This is a genomic window from Bartonella sp. CL100XZDX (genome assembly GCF_042195375.1).
GTDB lineage: Bacteria > Pseudomonadota > Alphaproteobacteria > Rhizobiales > Rhizobiaceae > Bartonella.
In genome coordinates this window covers 33,370-53,524 of record NZ_JBHIOH010000078.1, presented here as the reverse complement: position 1 = coordinate 53,524, position 20,155 = coordinate 33,370, and the positions used below count along the sequence as shown (strand labels likewise).

General features: G+C 39.0%; 18 protein-coding genes, 1 tRNA gene and 2 pseudogenes. 12 read left to right on the top strand and 9 right to left on the bottom strand.

Translation table 11 applies throughout. The features are described from left to right. Nucleotides 1–208: 208 nt before the first annotated feature. Genes ACFILU_RS08755 through ACFILU_RS08745 form a run of 3 tightly spaced genes read right to left on the bottom strand, consistent with a single transcriptional unit; the run spans nucleotide 209 to nucleotide 1,899 of the window. On the bottom strand, nucleotides 209–766 hold the full coding sequence (locus ACFILU_RS08755) for a hypothetical protein (RefSeq protein ID WP_375675618.1): 558 nt from the start codon (nucleotides 764–766) through the stop codon (nucleotides 209–211). 48 nt (nucleotides 767–814) lie between these two features. Beyond that, nucleotides 815–1,339, bottom strand: a complete 525-nt coding sequence (locus tag ACFILU_RS08750) for a hypothetical protein (RefSeq protein WP_375675616.1) — start codon at nucleotides 1,337–1,339, stop codon at nucleotides 815–817. Nucleotides 1,340–1,377: 38 nt separating this feature from the next. Continuing rightward, nucleotides 1,378–1,899: a hypothetical protein gene (locus tag ACFILU_RS08745; protein ID WP_375675615.1), complete on the bottom strand. Its 522-nt coding sequence runs from the start codon at nucleotides 1,897–1,899 to the stop codon at nucleotides 1,378–1,380. 1,813 nt (nucleotides 1,900–3,712) lie between these two features. Here ACFILU_RS08745 and ACFILU_RS08740 point away from each other — a divergent pair. Then, on the top strand, nucleotides 3,713–4,279 hold the full coding sequence (locus tag ACFILU_RS08740; RefSeq protein ID WP_375658225.1) for a hypothetical protein: 567 nt from the start codon (nucleotides 3,713–3,715) through the stop codon (nucleotides 4,277–4,279). Nucleotides 4,280–4,854: 575 nt separating this feature from the next. On the opposite strand, the gene ACFILU_RS08735 is transcribed toward ACFILU_RS08740, so the two are convergent. After that, complete coding sequence (locus ACFILU_RS08735) at nucleotides 4,855–5,046, bottom strand: hypothetical protein (RefSeq protein WP_375643302.1); 192 nt, start codon at nucleotides 5,044–5,046, stop codon at nucleotides 4,855–4,857. Nucleotides 5,047–5,756: 710 nt separating this feature from the next. On the opposite strand from ACFILU_RS08735, the gene ACFILU_RS08730 reads away from it, so the two are divergent. Further along, nucleotides 5,757–6,701, top strand: a complete 945-nt coding sequence (locus ACFILU_RS08730) for a YopJ/AvrA family T3SS effector serine/threonine acetyltransferase (protein ID WP_375630972.1) — start codon at nucleotides 5,757–5,759, stop codon at nucleotides 6,699–6,701. A 339-nt stretch (nucleotides 6,702–7,040) separates the two neighbouring features. Next, nucleotides 7,041–7,985: a YopJ/AvrA family T3SS effector serine/threonine acetyltransferase gene (locus tag ACFILU_RS08725; protein ID WP_375675613.1), complete on the top strand. Its 945-nt coding sequence runs from the start codon at nucleotides 7,041–7,043 to the stop codon at nucleotides 7,983–7,985. Between the two features lie 173 nt (nucleotides 7,986–8,158). Here the strand turns inward: ACFILU_RS08725 and ACFILU_RS08720 are convergent, their stop codons facing one another. Beyond that, a complete protein-coding gene (locus tag ACFILU_RS08720) occupies nucleotides 8,159–8,437 on the bottom strand; it encodes a hypothetical protein (RefSeq protein ID WP_375630970.1) in 279 nt (92 codons plus the stop codon). Between the two features lie 569 nt (nucleotides 8,438–9,006). Here ACFILU_RS08720 and ACFILU_RS08715 point away from each other — a divergent pair. The 5 genes from ACFILU_RS08715 to ACFILU_RS08695 all read left to right on the top strand — a co-directional run bounded on the left by ACFILU_RS08715 (nucleotide 9,007) and on the right by ACFILU_RS08695 (nucleotide 11,125). Beyond that, nucleotides 9,007–9,669, top strand: coding sequence for a lysozyme (locus ACFILU_RS08715; protein ID WP_375662753.1), 663 nt, complete (start codon nucleotides 9,007–9,009; stop codon nucleotides 9,667–9,669). Next, the gene (locus ACFILU_RS08710) at nucleotides 9,666–9,902 is read left to right on the top strand and encodes a hypothetical protein (RefSeq protein WP_375606489.1); all 237 of its coding nucleotides are present in this window, start codon (nucleotides 9,666–9,668) and stop codon (nucleotides 9,900–9,902) included. The genes ACFILU_RS08715 and ACFILU_RS08710 overlap by 4 nt, the downstream gene beginning before the upstream one ends. Then, complete coding sequence (locus tag ACFILU_RS08705; protein ID WP_273790903.1) at nucleotides 9,826–10,038, top strand: hypothetical protein; 213 nt, start codon at nucleotides 9,826–9,828, stop codon at nucleotides 10,036–10,038. Before ACFILU_RS08710 ends, ACFILU_RS08705 begins: the two co-directional genes overlap by 77 nt. Then, nucleotides 10,031–10,231 (top strand): hypothetical protein, encoded by a 201-nt coding sequence (locus ACFILU_RS08700; RefSeq protein WP_273790904.1) that lies wholly within the window; start codon nucleotides 10,031–10,033, stop codon nucleotides 10,229–10,231. The genes ACFILU_RS08705 and ACFILU_RS08700 overlap by 8 nt, the downstream gene beginning before the upstream one ends. Nucleotides 10,232–10,927: 696 nt before the next feature. Then, the gene (locus ACFILU_RS08695) at nucleotides 10,928–11,125 is read left to right on the top strand and encodes a hypothetical protein (RefSeq protein WP_375630965.1); all 198 of its coding nucleotides are present in this window, start codon (nucleotides 10,928–10,930) and stop codon (nucleotides 11,123–11,125) included. A 687-nt stretch (nucleotides 11,126–11,812) separates the two neighbouring features. Here the strand turns inward: ACFILU_RS08695 and groEL are convergent. From groEL to groES, 3 genes and pseudogenes are all read right to left on the bottom strand, one after another. Continuing rightward, nucleotides 11,813–12,000, bottom strand: a pseudogene (groEL, locus tag ACFILU_RS08690) (chaperonin GroEL); the annotation flags it as partial. An 80-nt stretch (nucleotides 12,001–12,080) separates the two neighbouring features. Beyond that, the gene (gene groL, locus ACFILU_RS08685; RefSeq protein WP_273790908.1) at nucleotides 12,081–13,724 is read right to left on the bottom strand and encodes a chaperonin GroEL; all 1,644 of its coding nucleotides are present in this window, start codon (nucleotides 13,722–13,724) and stop codon (nucleotides 12,081–12,083) included. A gap of 58 nt (nucleotides 13,725–13,782) precedes the next feature. Continuing rightward, nucleotides 13,783–14,079 carry a co-chaperone GroES gene (groES, locus tag ACFILU_RS08680; protein WP_005774667.1) on the bottom strand — a complete coding sequence of 99 codons (297 nt, stop codon included), beginning with the start codon at nucleotides 14,077–14,079 and terminating at the stop codon, nucleotides 13,783–13,785. A gap of 227 nt (nucleotides 14,080–14,306) precedes the next feature. Between groES and fumC the strand changes: the two genes are divergently transcribed. The 4 genes and pseudogenes from fumC to ACFILU_RS08660 all read left to right on the top strand — a co-directional run bounded on the left by fumC (nucleotide 14,307) and on the right by ACFILU_RS08660 (nucleotide 18,722). Further along, nucleotides 14,307–15,695 carry a class II fumarate hydratase gene (gene fumC, locus ACFILU_RS08675; RefSeq protein ID WP_375675611.1) on the top strand — a complete coding sequence of 463 codons (1,389 nt, stop codon included), beginning with the start codon at nucleotides 14,307–14,309 and terminating at the stop codon, nucleotides 15,693–15,695. 133 nt (nucleotides 15,696–15,828) lie between these two features. Then, the gene (locus ACFILU_RS08670; protein ID WP_375675610.1) at nucleotides 15,829–16,041 is read left to right on the top strand and encodes a hypothetical protein; all 213 of its coding nucleotides are present in this window, start codon (nucleotides 15,829–15,831) and stop codon (nucleotides 16,039–16,041) included. A gap of 927 nt (nucleotides 16,042–16,968) precedes the next feature. Next, nucleotides 16,969–17,187: pseudogene (locus tag ACFILU_RS08665) on the top strand (lyase family protein); the annotation flags it as partial. Nucleotides 17,188–17,834: 647 nt separating this feature from the next. Next, complete coding sequence (locus tag ACFILU_RS08660; protein WP_375675608.1) at nucleotides 17,835–18,722, top strand: outer membrane protein; 888 nt, start codon at nucleotides 17,835–17,837, stop codon at nucleotides 18,720–18,722. Between the two features lie 1,332 nt (nucleotides 18,723–20,054). Here ACFILU_RS08660 and ACFILU_RS08655 read toward each other — a convergent pair. After that, nucleotides 20,055–20,139 (bottom strand) — tRNA-Leu (locus ACFILU_RS08655). Between the last annotated feature and the right edge of the window lie 16 nt (nucleotides 20,140–20,155).

Here is a 20,155-nt window from a genome sequence, read left to right as displayed (position 1 = left end):
GCTGCTTTTTTATTTTTGGGAGATCTGTTGTAAGGCAATATCGCGTTCATTCAGCACGCATTTCAGTTCCTTTTTCACGCGACAATAAAGCCTCGCACGCTTGATAAACAAGTAACAAATTGTCCAAACTGGCACCCACAATAAAATATTTACGATCATATATAACAGGAAAGAAATGGCTATTAATGTTATAAGACTACCCGTCATTTTATCCTCCACGCCCATTCTGCATACGAATTGCCTGATCGCGTTGTTTTATTGCTTCTTCCAATTGTGGAAGTATTTTGTTCAATTTTCTCGTTAATTTTATGCACATCACCCAAATGATCGGAAAAAAGAGAAGAAGTCCAATCCATAGAGAAGCGTTCAACAGTGACATGATCCCGCTGATCATATCACTCTTCCACCATACCAAATTTGCGATAGAGCAAGCAGCCCGCAAAACAGAAAAGAGGACAAAGATAAAAAAGATTATTTTACATTCTTTTGAAGAAAGAGGCAGAGATTCTTTGAAGTTAAGAAAGCGCATTTTCGCATCAAGGGTCTTATGCGCAAGATTGTGTCTTTTCATTTCTCCCTGATCATTGCGCAATTGTTGTATGGCGTGTTTTTGTTGCGTCGTACTCTTTTTCAAGTCTTGAGCGATTTTAAAAGATAACCTCATATGCTTGATCAACAGGTAAGGAAGCCTGACCATAACTATAGCCATTAAAATGGCAATGATGGTGATCCCTAAAACAGCCAAATATTTTATAACAATAGTCACTTTTCCCCCCTATCGCATTGATATGAAATCATCATTTTTATCCTCTGCTCAAACAAATGTTTCTAACCTCTTCATTGTTTTTTCCACGCCATACTGAAGGAAACTATGGAGAATTAAAATGACAGGTAAAAAAACAATAATCCATAGCCAGAACCACAACAGCAGCTGCATGACAAACATGCCAACCGTAAACAATAGAACCGTATAACCGTGTAAAACAATCGCAGATTTTATAAGAAAAGAAAAAAAAGCTATCAAACCTGTAAGAGACACAATCACAATGAAGGCTAGAAAAAAGATGATAAAATAATCTTTTCTTGAAAGTTCCAAAGATTCTTTAAAAGAAAGGGGGCTTAATTCTATTGCACAAACTGTATTCTGTCCTTTCCCTCCTGCCTGATTATGCCCCAAATTCTGCGCTGCACCCTTTTTTAATTTGCGCCGCATCCAAAACAACAATATTGTCCGTTTTATCAACGAATAATAAAGTGCAAAGATTGTCATGACGGTAGAAAACAGTATCATGATCTCCCCGAGAAACATGAAAGCACCCAACCCTCCTGTGATCAACATTCCAAAACTCCTTACAAAAGAATTAGCCTCTCGTTTCCCTATTGTGTTCTGTTGAGAGATTGGTTGTCTAACTGCTGCTGCTCTGGCAATGTATCCCACAGCTTCATCATTTCCTTGACATCCCGTTTAGAGATGGCGTTAAAGACAAAAAAGAATGGAAAGAACAGCACAAGACAAAACCAAATCATTTGCGGTAAGAAACATAAACAAGCCCAAACACCATTCCATCCTACGTTACGCAAAAACAAGACAGCAGGATTATTTTCAAAAGGCTGTTTCAAAATCTCCTTAGTCATTTTTCGAAGATCTCCTTGTTCCATTTTCTCCAGTGCTTGAAACTGTTCTTTAGATATAATGTGAAAAAACTCCAAAGGGCTCATATAGACAGTCGCGGCAAAAAGCACCAACAAGGGGATAGCCCAACACAAAATGATGACGTAATCTCTTCTTGAGAGAGCCGTCCATTTTTTAAAAACTGCAGACTGATTCACCCCTAGCTGTGATGCAAAAGCCGTATTTCCCTCATGGGTAGATTGGTGTTGTGATTTATCTTCGATCATATGGATATTTTCTCACTTCTAAAATGCCCACTCACTCTTTGAAAACATGCAACCAGAAAAACCGATTTATCGAGCACTCTTTTCACCATGAAACCCGTGCTATAGGACTTTTTAAGTCTATTTTTTTAAATTCCCTATACGCGACAACATACAATCTCTCAGGCTTACAAGCACAAACGCTATTGTGTCTCCTTATCTATGACCCACACCTTAAAAGACAATGTTTCACAAAACTCAACAAGCAAAAACATTCAATCTAAAAAATATATGATGTGTAAAATTTTACTAATAACATACTGATTTATAACAATTTATTATTTAGCACCTTAAATGAGAACCCTAAATAGCATAGGATTGTCTTATTCCAAACCTGTTCCATATTGGGCCAATCCAAACCATGTCTCTTGCGCGTTACAAGCAGAAAGAGCCATATAGAGTAAAATATTAAGAAAGGATGATAAATGCCTCTAAGGAAGCGTCTCAAATGCCAAGGGCTGTCGCAAAAATGAGAGCTGGCAAAATGTGTGATGCTATGGACTTTCTTCTTCACAAGCGTAAAAATGGAAGTTTTCAATAGATTTTATATTATTCAAACTTTATATGGATTTCATTGGGGGACTTTATTGTTATACCCTTCATGAGCACCCTTGCGAAATGGTCAAAAGAGAGCCCTAAGACATGGCTCTTTAAAAAGCAACACAACACAAAGTCGAACAAGCAACCGATTATCCAGTATGAAAAGCGCGCGACAAACAACCTTAATCCTCATTTGAAAGCTTCTTAATTAAAAAGGCTTCATTAAAGATGAAATATCTCACAGCCCCCACATTTATACAGCCCCTACATTCATCAAGGCATCTCCCATAAAAGCATCTTTTTATAAAGGCATTTTCTTCTTATAAAAACAGCTTCTTTCGATAATGCATCCTTTCCTTTAAACGACATCCCCTCGTCTTATGATGAGATCCATTAAAACGGAAAATTTTATACTCTATAAAGGATACTTATAAAGGAAATACCAAACAAAATAGCGAGATCATTCACAGTTTATTTTAAGCCGATAAACGATATTTTATTTGAAAACATAGAGCATCTTATGCTATTATAATAGGATACGGAGGTTTTCTTTTTGCCGCTCTCTGCCACTCAAAAGAAGACAACATATCTCCTACAAAGGATAAAAATATGCTTAACAGCGTGATGTATATCAAATATCTTGGGAAAGCGCCCACCAACAAAAAAATAAGAGAACCCAAATAACAAGCTCCCAACTTAAGAAAACAATGACCTTTCAAAAGTGGAATTGAAAAGTTTCCACAAAGCGCTCGTGAAAAAAGAGACAAATAATCCCATTAGAAAAAACTTCCTATTAGAAAGACGATGACATGCCCTTGAAATCCATTCTTATTTTTTCATTCACATTTGACAAAAATTTTCCTTCAATCTCTCAAGAACAGTTAAGAAATATTTAAAAAGCAAATAATTCGCTATCCATGAAAAAATAAGCATGATAGGGGCGGAAGATAAGACTGATAGGGATAAGATAAAAAAGGTAAGAAACACTTTAAAGATGATTTTTTCGCCCCACACCGTTGCTTTTCTTTGCATTTAAAACGCCTTTAGTATCGTTTGTTTTTTGATCTGCAACGGCTGATATTTCCCAGTATTTGCTCACTCCCCCCCCAGTATTTTCTCCCTTTTAAGTATTTTCTCCCTCTTAAGTATTTGCTCCCCCAATATTTGCGCCAAGTGCTTTTTACATCACTGTCCCCCATCAACAGACAGTTTCTTTTTCATTCAAATGGTTAAGTTCATGAAAATACGTAAAAAACGCGGTAGACCGAAAATAACAGGAAAGCGAGAGCCCAAAGGCCGTATTTCACGTGCCCAAAGCTCCAGCGAATCTGCGCTTCAATCTGCGATTGAAATGCGTGCAAAACACTTTGGTTTAAGCCTCGAAGAAGCGAAAAATCCGCTTGTTGGGACCTATATTGGGCGTCTTTGTTTGCTTGGCTATAAAGAGGCTTCATCAGGCATCAGTAAAGAGCAATATGACACGGCACAACAATACTTGCAAATTAGAAACGACTATTTATGTGCAAAAGGTTTACCAAACGGTTATTATGATGGTTTTACGCACAGCGCATCAGATGAGAAAGCAAAAAAGCAATGGGTCCAAAGAGCAACAGAACACTATGAAGATATGCAAGAAGCGATTAAAGAAGCACAATATCTACATCGTCAACACAACTTTCATGCGGCATTACACTATCTTGTTATAGAAGATCAACCGCTGCCTAATCTTGTTGGTTCGTTGCGTATTATTCTTGATGCCCTTTATAAACATTTTGACAGTTCTACCCAAAAGAGCCTTTGCTAAAACACCCATTGTTTCTTCTCCTACACACAGGATAAAGATTCTCCCCCTCCTTTTATAACATGCCTCTTTATAACCAGCTCCTTTATAAAGTCCCCTTTTGGTAGGGTGCACTTGAGATCCACTGAGCTTGCCCTTTCATAGAATTTCATGGAATTAACAAGCTTAAAGCGCACAACAAACAAGCTTTAAAATATCCACCACGCCCTTAAAAAAATACTTCAACCTGTCAAAGAGACTTAACCTTAATCTACCCATGGCCTCACTTAACCATGCCTCAAAGGACAATAATTCACGGCATATTCACGGCATGGGCAGGATAAATATTTTGCCCCTCTTTAAAACAGCAACATTCTCCCCTCTACCCCCATTGTAACAAACCACCCTCATCATAAACTTCGCCCAATATCGCGACATCCTTAGCTTTTAAGACAATTCATTATCGTCATTTTACGTCTTTTCTTGTACAATTCTATATGGCTTTCCTGATCTTATGACGGACAAAAGCTATGGCTTTTATTTCAGCATAATCTGGGTTTCTCATTCAAGATAAATAACGATAAAATATCCACTATAAATCAATAGCTTATCATTAAAACAACCCGTTGATCTTTGACAAAATTAAAAGCATCATCCCTTAAAGGAAAGAAAAAGCCCCTACCAACAATCTTCTCCCTCATCAACAACTGCACCGATAACCCTCCACCCATCACACCACCGCTAATACGACAGCCAGCACAACCCCAATCGCCCCCACAAATCGCCAACATCTAAAGCTTTGCCCCGCAACACCATCCAACCACCGCCTTCCCAATTTCATCAATAAAATACCACGGATTTCAAAACCACAATTCTCCCTTCATCTTGTCCACGCCTTTCTCAAAGGAGAAAATGTTTTTTGCCACATCAAAAACTTTTCCATTAAAACAAGATATTTTGCTGCATAGCTAATGAATGAGCTTTTTTCTGTAGATTTTTTTCCACGATAAAAAAGGAAAAATAATCGTTTTGCGGTTGACAGAATATGAAAAATCGTATTTAATGACAGGTGCGGTAAGGGGTTTTCTGCGTCCAGATTTCATCATAAAATTTTCGCATTATTATAGACTGTTATAAACAGTGTGTTTCGCGACAATGTTTAAAACTTTACGGTTTGAAGGTATCTTTCGTCTTTTTCTGACTGTTTTCTTTTGCATCACCCAATTTGCATCACCAACAGCCCCATAATTTTGAGATTTTCAAAACAAGCCGTATTCACTACGGGCTCCCAACAGAACGCCCTAATAATCCCCCCCATAAAATACCAATATCATACATCACAGCAATGATGAGCAATACACGCATAAAAATATGAAAACGGCATCATTATGCTCTCATCGCCTCACCTTTCAAGATGCAAAGGCTTTTTTTCAAAACATTGTTTAGCCAGAATTGAAGAAGATAATATCACCTATCGATCATCAGCATGGAGGCTAAGATTATGAAGCCACAAGATTCTCCCCCACCTCATTCCTCACAAACACCAGAAGGGGCAAGTGCACCTGAAGGGGCGCATGCAAATGCATCATTAGACACTCTTGCTGCACATTTAGAACGGCTTAACATCGAAAAAATAAAAAACACTCCTTTCAACCGTGCCGAGTTAAAAGATATTGTTGCTGGTTTAGAACAACATAATGCCGATGGCAGTTGGATCAAAAATTATTATGATATTTTAGATCTTTACATGATGCCAGCCTTGGTAGATCAAGCAAATCGTAAATATCCAGAGATGAATCTTAAACTTGCAATGACACCTGACGACTTTGCACTCTCACTAAAAGAAACACTCGAAAAGGGCATAAAATCTTCTAGACTGATTGTTAACGCAAAAGATAGGGGAATTCATTTTGCTGTCATTGATCATCAAACCATAGGGGACAAGACATCTCTGATATTTTTAGAACCTACCTCACTGCGTGACACACTCCCCGCCTTACTGGCATTAAGAACGCGACAATCCATTGAACATCACCAATTGCCTAACATTCATTTTGCCATGGCAGAAATGAATATTCAACGCAGTTCCTCTGAATGTGGGATGTTCAGCTTAAGCCTTGCTAAAAAGCTTTATCTCGAAGCTCAAAAATTAGAAAGACTACACAAAGATAATATTAAGGGTGTGTTATGTGAACCAGATACGCCTTTACCTGCTGAAAAATTAGATCCATATCTTCCAGCTCGTTTATACAAACACGTGCAAGGCAGAAGACGTCTTAGGGAATATCTAACAGCCAATCCAGAAGCAGCACATGAAAAAGTAAACAAAAAAGGCGAAACCCTAAGAGAGAGGTTTGAGAGAAGCTTGGTGGCAACAGAGACAAAAACTGTTTCTGTTTCACAACACAGAAAAAGAGCAACAGAATACAAATCTCTAATGATGTAATAAGCATTTGGCCATAGCCCTATTCCACATCCACAAAGAATAAAGCTCTGCGGCTTTACGGTAAGATATAAGTTGCTGTTAGCAAATCTTCTTTTCTCTTTGAAAGAAGTAAAGAGATAAAGATGCAAACAGTAAGCAACATGATCTCTTAAAAGACAAAAAGATACCTTGCCTTTGACTCTGAAAAGCGTGGGATTTTGTCTTTCGTAACAATTTTTTTTTAAATAAAGATGATTTCATCTCTTTTTTTTAGCTAAAAAATCTTTCCTGCAAACATTGTTTAGCCAGAATTGAAGAAAATATTATTTTCTACCAATTATCAATATGGAGGCTAATAGTATGAAGCCACAAGATTCTTCCCTCCCTCATTCCTCACAAACACCAGAAGGGGCAAGTGCACCTGAAGGGGCGCACGCAAATGAATCCTTAGACACTCTTACTGCACATTTAGAACAACCCAGTAGCGAAAAAGGCAAAAATATCCCATTCAATCGTGCGGAATTAAAAGATATTGTTGCCCGTTTAGAAGATGACATCTTAATGGGTCGTTGGTTTACAGCTGATTATGCAAGTACAGATCTTAAACTGATGCCAGCCTTGGTAGAACAAGCAAATCTTAAATATCCTGAAATGCGTCTTCAATTGGTAGCATCATCTCACGACTTTGCCCTTGCACTAAAAGAAACACTCGAAAAAGGCATAAAATCTTCTAGATTTATCATTCACACAAAAGATAGAGGAATTCATTTTTCAGTAATTGATCATCAAACTATCGATGACAAAACGTCCGTGATATTTTTTGAACCTACAACATTTAAAAACATGCAATCAGCAGTGCTAGCATTAAGAGCACAATTGGCCATTAAAGCGCATGAATTGTCTAACTGTTCTTTTGCCATGGCAGAAATGGATATTCAACGCAGTTCCTCTGAATGTGGAATGTTTAGCTTAAGCCTTGCCAAAAAGCTTTATCTCGAAGCTCATAAATTAGAAAGACTGCATAAGGATAATATTAAGGATGTGTTATGTGAACCAGACACGCCTTTATCTGCTGAAAAGTTAGATTCCTATCTTCCAATCACTTTTTATAAACACACACAAGGAAGAAGACGTCTAGAACACTATTTAAAAGCCAATCCGGATGCTGAACATGAAACAGTAAACAAAAAAGGTGAAACTCTGAGAGAGAGATTTGAAAAAAACTTAAGAACAACAGAAGGAAAAACTGTTTCTGTCTCCTCCCACCAAAAAAGGCTCACTGAATACAAATCTTTATCGATGTAATTGAGGCTTTTTCCATATTCCTATTCATCAAAGAACGAAGAGAGGCTGCTTTACAGCTAAGATTTCTCTAAGCAAACCAGCTTTTGCGCTCATAAAACAAAAATAGCAAACAACTTTCCTCTTAACGAAAAAGCACCATTGTCCTATAAAAACCACCCCCTCTTAAAATTGCATCAAAATTCCAAAGCTCTTGTTAGCCCAAAGCTCTTTGTAATAATGAGACTATTTGGATAAGCAAAACGCTTGATACATAAAATATTTAATGCTTTCGTCTTCAGTAAAAGCATATGTCTTGTTTTTCTGAGAGTATCCACTTCGTATCTCAAACACCCCCACATCAATGCCATACGACCAAACAACCGCAATAGACCACGCTTATCGTGCATCAACCAAACAACCGCCCGCACCAAGAAAGCTCCATCAAAAACACCAGGACAAGGTCTTAAAATCAACAACCTCTCTTAACGGAAAACGCCTGCCCAACTATTTACCCCACTTGCCCAACCATTACCCCTCTTGCCCAACTATTTATCCCTCTTTGCCAACCATTACCTCTCTTTGCCCAACCATTATCTCACTTGCCCAACCATTACCCCTCTTTGCCAACCATTACCCCTCTTGCCCAACTATTTATCCCTCTTTGCCAACCATTATCCCTCTTTGCCAACCATTACCCCTCTTAGCCAACCATTACCCCTCTTGCCCAACTATTTATCCCTCTTTGCCAACCATTATCCCTCTTAGCCAACCATTACCCCTCTTGCCCAACTATTTACCCCTCTTGCCCAACTATTTACCCCTCTTTGCCAACCATTACCCCTCTTTGCCCAATCATTACCCCTCTTAGCCAACCATTATCCCTCTTAGCCAACCATTATCCCCATTCCCTAAGATGTCACAACCAACCTTTTGATTTCATAAAAGTTTCACATCTCTTCTGTTTTTGAAGCGTGAAAAATTTCATTTTTAATCTGTCAACCAGCCTCACGTTAACGTGAGGCTTTATTTTATGGAGAAGCAAATGAGAAAAATATCTAAAGCAGGGCTTGCACTCATTAAACAATGGGAAGGATTGCGTTTACATGCCTATAAAGATGCCATCGGGGTGTGGACAATCGGCTATGGTCATACCAGCACGGCTGGCAAACCGTTCGTTCACAAGGGCATGATCATTACTGAAAAACAAGCAGAAGAAGTTCTTTCTCAAGATTTAAGACAATTTGAGAATACCGTTGAAAAACATGTGCGGGTTTCCTTAACGGATGAACAATTCGCCGCGCTCGTATCGTTTTGCTATAATATAGGAACATCGGCTTTTTGTAATTCGACCCTGCTCAAAAAACTCAATAATGGCGAATATGAAGCCGTCCCTGCTGAGTTACAAAAGTGGACTAAAGCAGGAGGAAAACGTCTTCACGGTTTAGTGCACCGTCGTGCAGCAGAATCGGGATTATGGGCAAAAGGGGCTTATGTTTCTCCCAACTACCAAACCGTAGAAACGCAAACACCCATGGGATTTTTCAAAGCAGAAGCGCTTACACCGATTATTGGTTCTTTTTCTGGACTTGGGGGCTTATTGGCAGGCAATGGTCCCATCCAATGGGCATTGGCAACCATTATGGTTTTAGCCGCCTGCGTTGGTATTTTCTTTGTGGCAAAACGGTTTCGGGAGCAGCGCTTATGATGTGGTGGTTGAAAAAAAATCTGATGATAACAGGAGCGGCTCTGACCGCTTTTTTTATCGCTTTAGCAAAAGCTTTCACTCTTGGAAAGAAGGTTGAACAACAAAAGCAAATAGAAAAAACGCTAAAGTCATCAACAACACGGCTAGAGGTGGAAAATGAAATTAATCAAAAAAGTGATGCTGATGTACGCGCTTCTCTTACTCACTGGTTGCGCGATAAAAACAATCAATGAGCCTTTTTCTTGCGTTGGTTGGATGCCCATTTATTTAGACAAAAAAGATCTCAATATCATCAGTTCAAATCTCGCAAGAGATATTTTAAAGCATAACAAACAAGGGGAAGGCTTGTGTGGGTGGAAACATGGCTAGAAAAAAAACAGAGCTTACAGAAAAGGAAAAAGAAATCCTACAAGAAATCATCACAACGTATAAAAGTGTAAAAATGATGTCACGCTATACGAAGTGGATTATATTCATCATTTTCTTATTAGCACTTGATTTTTCACGGATCATAGATGTGCTGGGAAGTATTTTTACACAAAAATCGAATATTCAGCTCTAAAATAAATAAAAAACGTGAGACGTGTTAAATCTTTTTTTAAAATATAAAAAGCCATTCGTTATTTTTTGAAAACACGGAGATTTTATTGATGATTTTTTCACGTCTCACGAGAAATTTTTACACGCCTCACAAACGTCGTGCTCTTCACAAACGCTTTCATGAAATGAATTTAAGGGCATGAAGAGAGATTTTTAACCAACGCGTAAGTCAGCAACTTTGGTAACATAAGAAAAGGATCATACCAACGTACATTTTTTTAATAAACTATTGATATCCAAATGATTTTATACTCTTCATAAATAGCATTGCCAAGAATTTGTATTAAAAGACATTTCTTTTAAAGAAGCGCATAAACAAGCAATGTAATGGTAGCCTTACATAAAACTTCTCATCTTTACGTTGAATAAAAAAGCAAGCCGGCTCCTCCCACCCTCCCAATTTCCACCCTCTCAATACCCTGCCTCCTCAATACCCTGCCTCTCAATTTCCACCCTCTCAATACCCTGCCTCCTCAATACCCTGCCTCTCAATTTCCACCCTCCCAATTCCCTGCCTCCCAATTTCCACCCTCCCAATGCCCTGCCTCTCAATGCCCTGCCTCCTCAATGCCCTGCCTCCTCAATGCCCTGCCTCCTCAATGCCCTGCCTCTCAATGCCCTTATGTTCTATGCATAAAGGTCAAGTTGAAGAGAATATATGGAAAATCCTTGGCTCGAAAATATGAAAAGAAGGCATGAGGCTACAACAGAATTTCGCGTGCCTTTATCATCAGAAGCATTAAAAATTCTAAAACAAGCGCGCCTACTGTCTCGTAATGATTTTTTTCGGCTACCTGTCATGGTCCCCTTAGCTCAAAAATTGCTCCCCACTCAAGAATTTTCTGTCACAATATAGGCAACAAACAGAACTTGAGTATAACAACATGGGTTTGGCTCCAGTTTAGGTGATGAGCTTACCGAAAAAAGATGAGAGCAAGGCGAAAAATTAGCTTTTATCTTTAAGCTTCTCAAATGGAGCAGTCTCCCCATTTCAGAGATCAACGAAACAGAGAGATGCTTATTCTCCTATGCAAAAGCTTGAAATACCAGCATCTTATTCATAAAAAAACAAACCAGCCCCATCATGCTCTTTTCAACTCTGTCTTTCCAACGCTCAATAGGTACTAACTCTTAGCTACTGACTTTTAATGATTGCGTTGGTTCATAAAACCGTAGTGACCTCTCACCTTATGAAGCACAAACACAGGATTTTTTAACGGTGCATGCATAAACCTGAAATGAAAAAATAGAACTGTATTAGGAATAAATGACTATAAATCAAAGAGTTATATTTTTATTAGCACAATATTTTCAAAGGAAAGCACGATCCCCACACAATAGAAACATTTCATAAAAACAAGAGAAAAAGCTATGGATTAAGAGTGAGCTTCATTCACAATGACGGTAGATCAACCAGAGGAGAGTAGAACAATCCTATAAGATAAAGAAACTGTCATAAAAGGAAAATTCGTATGAACAAAAGAAATATATAAAAAAACGGGCACAGAAGACCCGTTTCTTTATTACGTCTATGGAAAAGAGCTTAGAAATCCATTCCGCCCATTCCACCCATTCCACCAGGAGGCATTGGTGTATCTTTCTTTGGAACTTCAGCAACCATTGCTTCTGTTGTGATCAGAAGGCTCGCAATTGAAGCCGCATTCTGAAGAGCAGAACGCAAAAACTTTCACAGGATCAACAATTCTTGAAAGCAATCAAATCACCAAATTCATCGGTTGAAAAACATGAAAAAGCATAAAAAGAAACGGGCACAGAAGACCCGTTTCTTTATTACTTCTATGGAAAAGAGCTTAGAAATCCATTCCGCCCATTCCACCCATTCCACCAGCAGGCATCGGAGGCATTGGTGTATCTTTCTTTGGAACTTCAGCAACCATTGCTTCTGTTGTGATCAGAAGGCTCGCAATTGAAGCCGCATTCTGAAGAGCAGAACGCACAACTTTCACAGGATCAACAATTCCCAAAGCAATCAAATCACCAAATTCACCCGTGGCGGTATTATAACCATAAGTGTCAGCATTATTTTCCAGCACTTTGCCCACAATAATAGCGGCTTCTTCACCAGCATTGCTTGCAATCTGGCGCGCTGGTGCTTGTAGAGCACGACGAACGATACTAATACCAGCTTCTTGGTCAGGATTACTTCCCTTAACGGTCAACGCATTTGCTGCACGCAACAATGCGGTACCACCACCAGCAACAATACCTTCTTCAACAGCAGCACGTGTTGCATTCAAAGCATCATCAACACGGTCTTTCTTTTCTTTCACTTCAACTTCTGTTGCACCACCCACACGGATAACAGCAACACCACCAGCGAGTTTAGCAAGTCTTTCTTGCAATTTTTCACGGTCATAGTCAGAAGTTGTTTCTTCAATCTGAGCCTTGATTTGATTGACGCGAGCAGTAATTTCGCTCTTTTGTCCAGCACCATCAATAATGGTGGTGTTTTCTTTAGAAATATTCACTTTCTTTGCACGTCCAAGCATATCCAAAGTGACATTTTCAAGTTTAATGCCCACATCTTCAGAAATAACCTGTCCAGATGTCAAGATAGCGATATCTTCTAACATTGCTTTACGACGGTCACCAAATCCAGGAGCTTTTACAGCAGCAATTTTCAAACCACCACGTAATTTGTTAACAACGAGCGTTGCCAAAGCTTCACCTTCCACATCTTCAGCGATAATGAGAAGTGGTTTTCCAGATTGCACAACAGCTTCAAGCACAGGAAGAAGAGATTGCAAATTAGACAATTTCTTTTCGTGAATGAGAATGTAAGGATCATCAAGATCAGCGACCATTTTCTCAGCATTTGTGACAAAATAAGGGGAAAGATACCCACGGTCAAATTGCATTCCTTCAACGACTTCTAATTCCGTTTCAGCGGTTTTAGCTTCTTCCACGGTAATGACGCCTTCATTGCCCACTTTTTCCATAGCATCAGCGATCATTTTACCGATTTCAGCAGCGCCATTAGCGGAAATTGTTCCCACCTGTGCAATTTCTGCTGAAGTTTGGATTTTTTTTGCTTTTTTGAAGAGGTTTGCCACCACTTCTTCAACAGCAGCATCAATCCCACGCTTCAAATCCATTGGGTTCATGCCTGCAGCAACAGCTTTAACACCTTCTTGCACAATAGCTTGTCCTAAAACAGTTGCTGTTGTTGTTCCATCACCAGCGATATCATTGGTTTTAGAAGCAACTTCGCGCAACATTTGTGCACCCATATTTTCGAACTTATCTTCCAGTTCGATTTCCTTTGCAACGGATACACCATCTTTTGTGATGCGAGGTGCACCGAATGATTTATCAATCACCACATTGCGACCTTTAGGGCCGAGTGTCACCTTAACAGCATTAGCAAGGATGTCGACACCGCGCAACAAACGCTCACGCGCTTCACGGCCAAATTTGACTTCTTTAGCAGCCATTTAATTTCTCCTTGGAGTTTTCTCAAAATAGTACACAATGAAAAACTAAGTGCTTCAATTAGCCCATAATTCCCATAATGTCAGATTCTTTCATGATGAGGAGATCTTCCCCATTAATCTTGACTTCAGTTCCAGACCATTTTCCAAACAAAATACGGTCTCCTGTTTTGACTTCTAAAGGCACGCGCTTTCCGTTATCATCGAGAGCGCCATTGCCAACAGCAATCACTTCGCCTTCTTGGGGTTTTTCTTTTGCTGTATCAGGGATGATAATCCCACCAGCCGTTTTATTTTCAGATTCAACCCGACGGACAACGACACGGTCGTGAAGTGGGCGGAATTGTATATTAGCCATGTTTTAAATCCTTAAAACTGAACATAATTGCATTAATCTTAAAAGTTCTTGCTAGCACTCTCAAACTACGAGTGCTAGCATGTGTTAGATATAAAATCGGCATCTCTCAATGTCAAGAATAGCCATAAAAATAATTTCTCTAAATGAAGCTTCAAAGTCTTGCCTCTTATTGCACTTTCGCGTTATCTATCTTTTTTGAGAACCCGTGAACAAAAAAGGATCTTATCATGGTTGAAACACGTCAGGAAACGGATAGCTTTGGAACGATTTCGGTACGTCAAGATCGTTATTGGGGCGCACAAACTGAACGTTCTCTGCATAATTTTAATATTGGCAGTGAAAAGCAGCCTCTTGCCATCATCTATGCCTTAGTCCTTGTCAAAAAAGCAGCAGCGATTGTAAATATGGGCAAAGGAAAACTACCAGAAAATATTGGAAAAGCAATTATTGCCGCCGCTGATGAAGTGCTTGCTGGCGATTTTGATAAGCATTTTCCACTGTCCGTCTGGCAAACAGGTTCTGGCACACAAAGCAATATGAATGTCAATGAAGTCATTGCTAATCGTGCTAGTAAGATTTTGGGAGGAAAACTTGGAAGCAAAAAACCAGTTCATCCCAATGACCATGTCAATATGAGCCAATCATCGAACGATTCCTTTCCCACGGCGCTTCACATTGCCACCACGTTGCAAACACGCCAACACTTATTGCCAATCCTTGAAGCTCTTATTGCGACATTAAAACAAAAAGAGCAAGAATTTGCAGACATCATTAAAATCGGTCGCACCCACACGCAAGATGCAACACCTTTAACCTTAGGGCAAGAGTTTTCAGGCTATCGTGCCGCATTAGAAGCCAATCGTCAGCGCATTGAAAATGCTCTAACCGATATCCACATGCTTGCTCAAGGTGGCACGGCTGTTGGCACAGGGCTGAATGCGCCAAAAGGTTTTGACGTTGCTTTTGCGCAAACCGTGAGCACTCTCACAGGAATAACGTTCCAAACTGCCAGCAATAAATTTGAAGCACTTGCCCATCATGGCGCCCTTGCGCATTTCCACGGAAGCTTGAATGCTCTCGCTGCTGATCTGTTTAAAATTGCCAATGACATTCGGTTTTTAGGCTCTGGTCCACGTTCTGGTTTAGGGGAACTCAGTCTTCCTGAAAATGAACCCGGATCTTCTATTATGCCCGGCAAAGTCAACCCCACACAATGTGAAGCCTTAACCATGGTCGCATGCCAAGTTTTTGGTAATCACACCAGCGTAACCTTTGCCGCAAGCCAAGGACATTTTGAACTCAACGTTTATAAACCTGTTATTGGCTATAACGTTTTACAATCAATTACCCTTCTTGGTGATTGCATGCGTTCTTTTGATATGCATTGCATCCAAGGATTACGGGCCAATCGCGTTCATATTCACTCGCTCATGGAGCGCTCACTCATGTTAGTCACAGCTCTAGCACCAGAAATTGGCTATGAAAGAGCTGCTGAAATTGCCAAAGCAGCGCATAAAAATGATACAACTTTGCGCACCGAAGCATTAAAAGCAGGCGTTTTTGTAGAAGATTATGACCGATTAGTTGATCCCAAAAAGATGATTGCTCCCCAATAAACAACCCACTAAAAAAGATGCAAACGTCTTAAAACAAATCGTTCTGTCAAAAGATCGGGGTGTAAACACCCCGATGATGACCGATAACCATCACCCACAGCGTTCATTTTAGGCTCTGATCCGCATTTATGCTATGGGTGGTTTTGTTGCTTATATTGTACTTAAAAGGCACAACGATTTTGGAAAGAAATGGATAGTCATGGCTCAACACCCAATGGCTATACTGGCAGAAAGTGATTTAAATGGATATGACCGTAAGGTGTTTTTCATTCTAGCTTCACGTCTTGATTTTAAAAATCAATTAGCTATCAACCAAAAAGAATTAGCTCAAAAAAATCAGTATTAATAGACATAATTTCAATCGAAGTAAAAAAGATTAATGAATTCATAGTAGTTACGCTTACAATGTTATCATTATTGATAACATTGGGTAGATAACTCTTATATCAATGAGATAATGTATTGATTTATAATGATAATCTAGCGTTATCCATATTGAATGAGAATCCTAAATACCGTAAGATTTTCTCATTTTAAATCTGTCCCATGTTGCATCAATCAAAATCACTGACTAGCACATCACAAACGGAATGAATGTATGGATAGAAATTGTATAAGATAAGGAAAAACGCCTCTAATGAACCACCTCAAGTGCCAAGGACTGTCACAACGGCCAAAGGGGCCTGTCACAACATTGTGGAGAGGACTGTCACAACACCCACGAACTGGCAAATATAGTAATGGCACCGGCTTGCTCCTCTATGAAGCGGAAAAGAGGTGCTCAATAGATTTATCGTTATATCATTCACGAGCCACCGTCGTGAAATGGATTTAGAAACATTGAAAAATGTCTCCTCTATGAAGCGTGAAAGAGTGTGCTCAATAGATTTATCGTTATATCATTCACAATCGCCGTCGTGAAATGGATTTAGAAACATTGAAAAATGTCTCCTTTATGAAGCGGAAAGATGGGTGCTCAATAGATTTATCGTTATACCATTCACGAGCCACCGTCGTGAAATGGGTTTAGAAACATTGAAAAATGTCTCCTCTATGAAGCGTGAAAGAGTGTGCTCAATAGATTTATCGTTATATCATTCACGAGCCACCGTCGTGAAATGGGTTTAGGAACATTGAAAAATGTCTCCTTTATGAAGCGTAAAAGAGGTGCTCAATAGATTTATCGTTATATCATTCACGAGCCACCGTCGTGAAATGGATTTAGGAACATTGAGAAATGTCTCCTTTATGAAGCGTAAAAGAAGTGCTCAATAGAGGAACAGCTGTTGGAACAAAATTCGATGCACTGAAAGGTTTTGACCTTTGCTGAAACAATTCACTCTCTGACGGGATATCCTTGACAGCTCGCAAGAAATTTGAGGCATTTGCCCCTTATGGCGCCCTCACCCATTTCCACAAAAACCTGAATGCACGCGCTAATCTCTTTAAAATAGCCAACGACATTCAGTTTTTAGGCTCTCATCCACGTTCCGTCTTTAAGCGAACGGAAAGTTTATCGTTTTACATGGCACATGAGAAACCTCTTGAAACTTGAGATTCTCGCCCTTTGCTCCTTCTTATTCTTCGTATTCCATTCAATCAATCAAAACTATTCGCTTGGATTGTCATAAGAAAAAGTAGCGTATAGATAAAAAAGAAATAAAGTCGCTCATCCCCTTAAGTGCTCAAAAGGCTATCGCCATACAAAGCTACGCAATATCAGAAACGAGCAAAGAATACGATAAAGAATATAATGGTGCCAATATGCACTTTTTCCGACCAATTGAATATTAAGCACTTTGATATCAGTCATAGTGGATAATATACTTAACACTTAATAACAAAGAGTGCTTTTACTATATATATAAAATAATATTTTTTAAACAAATAAAAAGCCTGTTTACCATACTATAATTTTTTCTAAAACACAGAGAACACTGAAGAGGCGTATATAAAAAATCCTGAAAAATCAATACAAACGCGGGATAATAGCATGAAAACAAGTTTTAAGAACGCTTAAATATGGATAATTATAGAGTTTTTGAGTATTTTAGTTTTCATAATGATATTAAATATAGATTTCTTTAACCAATTCGTGTATAATGCGATTTGTATTATAAATGAATTGGGGACGTTTTTATGAAAACAAAATGTTTAATTGCACTATCTATTTTCACTTTCATTACCGCTTCAACAGCGCAAGCAGCAGATACGGTAATCTTTGAGCAATCAAAACCGAAGGTTTCATTGCAAAATGATTCATCATCACGTATTTCACCGATTACTGTTTCTGCGCCTTTTTCTTGGTCTGGTTTTTATTTTGGAGGACAAATTGGATATTTTTCCAATAAAAATACTCTAAATTACGCACAAGAAGCTAGGGACGGAAAATGGGCTTTGGTTGATAGAGATTTATCACCGAAACTATCAGGATTGAGAGCAGGTTTGTATGCAGGTTCTAATATTGATCTGGGAGATCTTGTTTTCGGTTTTGATACGGACATGGTTTGGTCTGGGAAGAAAAGTACCCAAACAGACAATGGAAAGAAAATTCTAGATAAATTAGACTCCATTAACATTGCCTTTAAAGAAGCTGGAATTCCTATCATAAAACCTGCCGCTCAGGATGAAACGATACCCAACCATGGTGACATTGTTGTTAGCGGTGTAACATTGAAAGAAACATGGTCTGGTGCCGCGCGCGCGCGTATTGGTTTTGCTTCCCATCGTCTTATGCCTTATATTGCAGGGGGTATAGCCTATAGACAGATGCAATATATCATATCACTTTTATCAAAATCGCAAGAAGATTCGACAATTTTTGCTTCTGGCAATGTGTTAGATGAGACAAAAACAATGTTTGGTTACACTGTTGGTGGTGGTTTTGATCTTGCAATGACAGATAATATCATCATGCGTACAGAATATCGTTATTCAGATTTTTTTAAAAAGAAATTTGCAAACGATAACCTTAAAATCTCTTCTCAAACGCATGATGTTCGCTTTGGTATCGCTTATAAATTCTAAGTTTTGTAGAAAAATTGAACGATTAAAAAACCCTGTTAAAAACGGGGTTTTTTAATGCCCCTTTGCACTAAAAAGACGTAGATTCTAAAAACCAGTACTAAACTGTAAACAAATAATCACGAAACAATCCAACCTCTCCCTCTCTTAAAGCAAGCTTCTATCCTCTCAGCCTTTCATGTCGTGCATTGGGAATATATAAAAGCTTTACCACCATACACTGGGCACCATCGTAAAATAAATGAGAGCCGGTATTTAAGAGATATTTCTTTAAAAGAAATATGGATATTGTGCATCAATTGCAGTTTTATAGGATGATGTTGACTTGGCCTCCCCGCTCTTAAAGAATAAAGATTCTAAAAACCCATTTTAAAACACCATGTCCGTTTATAAAAGCACAAAAACTCTTGGGGACTCTTAGGAGGATCTTGGGCGAGCTTCTCTGGGCTCCTCCTCATGAAATGCCCTTAAGCCTAAAGCAAGACAAACACACTTAAGAATATCCAACCCACAGCGAAAAAATACTGTAACGTTTCAAGGAAGTATGCCCTATATTACCACACTTCAAACGACCGTATTTTACAGCTATTGTATGCCAGAGTGGAGAAAGGATATTGCGGTTTTCTGTTTATGTAATTTCTGTAACGGGGAGACAGCTTCATTTGGAGAGAACAGGAAGTTGTCAAGGTAAAAAACCAATTTCCAACCTTACCATTTCCCTCTGCTTTATAACTTTCAAAAGCCTCTAAAACACTATTTTTTAAACCTCTAAAACTCTGTCTTTTAAAGAGTGGAGATTACGCATTGCCTCATGCTTTTGTTGCTCACATATCTTTTTGGCGATCACGCCCCTCATGTCATACGACAACGCTTCAAACCAAACACTCTCAAATTCAAGACACTTTGGTTGCCAATGCACATGCGTGTTTTAAAGAAACATCTCTCAAAACCCTCAAGCCCATTTTGCGACAGCACCTACAAGAATATAAAATCTATAGAGCACCATCTCTACACTTCATAAAAGTGCAAGCTGGCACCATCCATCATACACTTTACCTCCAATGATGCCCTTGAAACGGCATAAGAGGCATTTTTATTCATTTTTTGTAAAATTTCACTCCACGCGAGCTCATCTAGCTTGTAACGTACGAGCGACACGATTTTGGTTGATTTACTATAAGCAGACTTGAAATGAGAGAATCCTACGGTATTCGAGGTTTTTCATTCAACATGCAAAACATTGAACACGGTCTATAAATCCCATGTTTTATAAATCCCATGTTTTATAAATCAAAGCGATGCGCCATAACAGGATCAAGGGAAATATTTATGAAGTGGTGCGGGTGGTCGGACTCGAACCGACACTCCTCTCGGAACCAGATTTTGAGTCTGGCGCGTCTACCAGTTCCACCACACCCGCACACTTTTATAAAAGA

Coding starts and splice junctions, on each gene's coding strand:
- fumC (WP_375675611.1), top strand. CDS start 14,307: ATGGTTGAAACACGTCAGGAAACGGATAGCTTTGGAACGATTTCGGTA.
- ACFILU_RS08735 (WP_375643302.1), bottom strand. CDS start 5,046: ATGTTGGCGATTTGTGGGGGCGATTGGGGTTGTGCTGGCTGTCGTATT.
- ACFILU_RS08695 (WP_375630965.1), top strand. CDS start 10,928: ATGGAAAATCCTTGGCTCGAAAATATGAAAAGAAGGCATGAGGCTACA.
- ACFILU_RS08715 (WP_375662753.1), top strand. CDS start 9,007: ATGAGAAAAATATCTAAAGCAGGGCTTGCACTCATTAAACAATGGGAA.
- groES (WP_005774667.1), bottom strand. CDS start 14,079: ATGGCTAATATACAATTCCGCCCACTTCACGACCGTGTCGTTGTCCGT.
- ACFILU_RS08740 (WP_375658225.1), top strand. CDS start 3,713: ATGAAAATACGTAAAAAACGCGGTAGACCGAAAATAACAGGAAAGCGA.
- ACFILU_RS08730 (WP_375630972.1), top strand. CDS start 5,757: ATGAAGCCACAAGATTCTCCCCCACCTCATTCCTCACAAACACCAGAA.
- ACFILU_RS08700 (WP_273790904.1), top strand. CDS start 10,031: ATGGCTAGAAAAAAAACAGAGCTTACAGAAAAGGAAAAAGAAATCCTA.
- ACFILU_RS08725 (WP_375675613.1), top strand. CDS start 7,041: ATGAAGCCACAAGATTCTTCCCTCCCTCATTCCTCACAAACACCAGAA.
- ACFILU_RS08710 (WP_375606489.1), top strand. CDS start 9,666: ATGATGTGGTGGTTGAAAAAAAATCTGATGATAACAGGAGCGGCTCTG.
- ACFILU_RS08705 (WP_273790903.1), top strand. CDS start 9,826: ATGAAATTAATCAAAAAAGTGATGCTGATGTACGCGCTTCTCTTACTC.
- ACFILU_RS08670 (WP_375675610.1), top strand. CDS start 15,829: ATGGGTGGTTTTGTTGCTTATATTGTACTTAAAAGGCACAACGATTTT.
- ACFILU_RS08745 (WP_375675615.1), bottom strand. CDS start 1,899: ATGATCGAAGATAAATCACAACACCAATCTACCCATGAGGGAAATACG.
- ACFILU_RS08750 (WP_375675616.1), bottom strand. CDS start 1,339: ATGTTGATCACAGGAGGGTTGGGTGCTTTCATGTTTCTCGGGGAGATC.
- ACFILU_RS08660 (WP_375675608.1), top strand. CDS start 17,835: ATGAAAACAAAATGTTTAATTGCACTATCTATTTTCACTTTCATTACC.
- groL (WP_273790908.1), bottom strand. CDS start 13,724: ATGGCTGCTAAAGAAGTCAAATTTGGCCGTGAAGCGCGTGAGCGTTTG.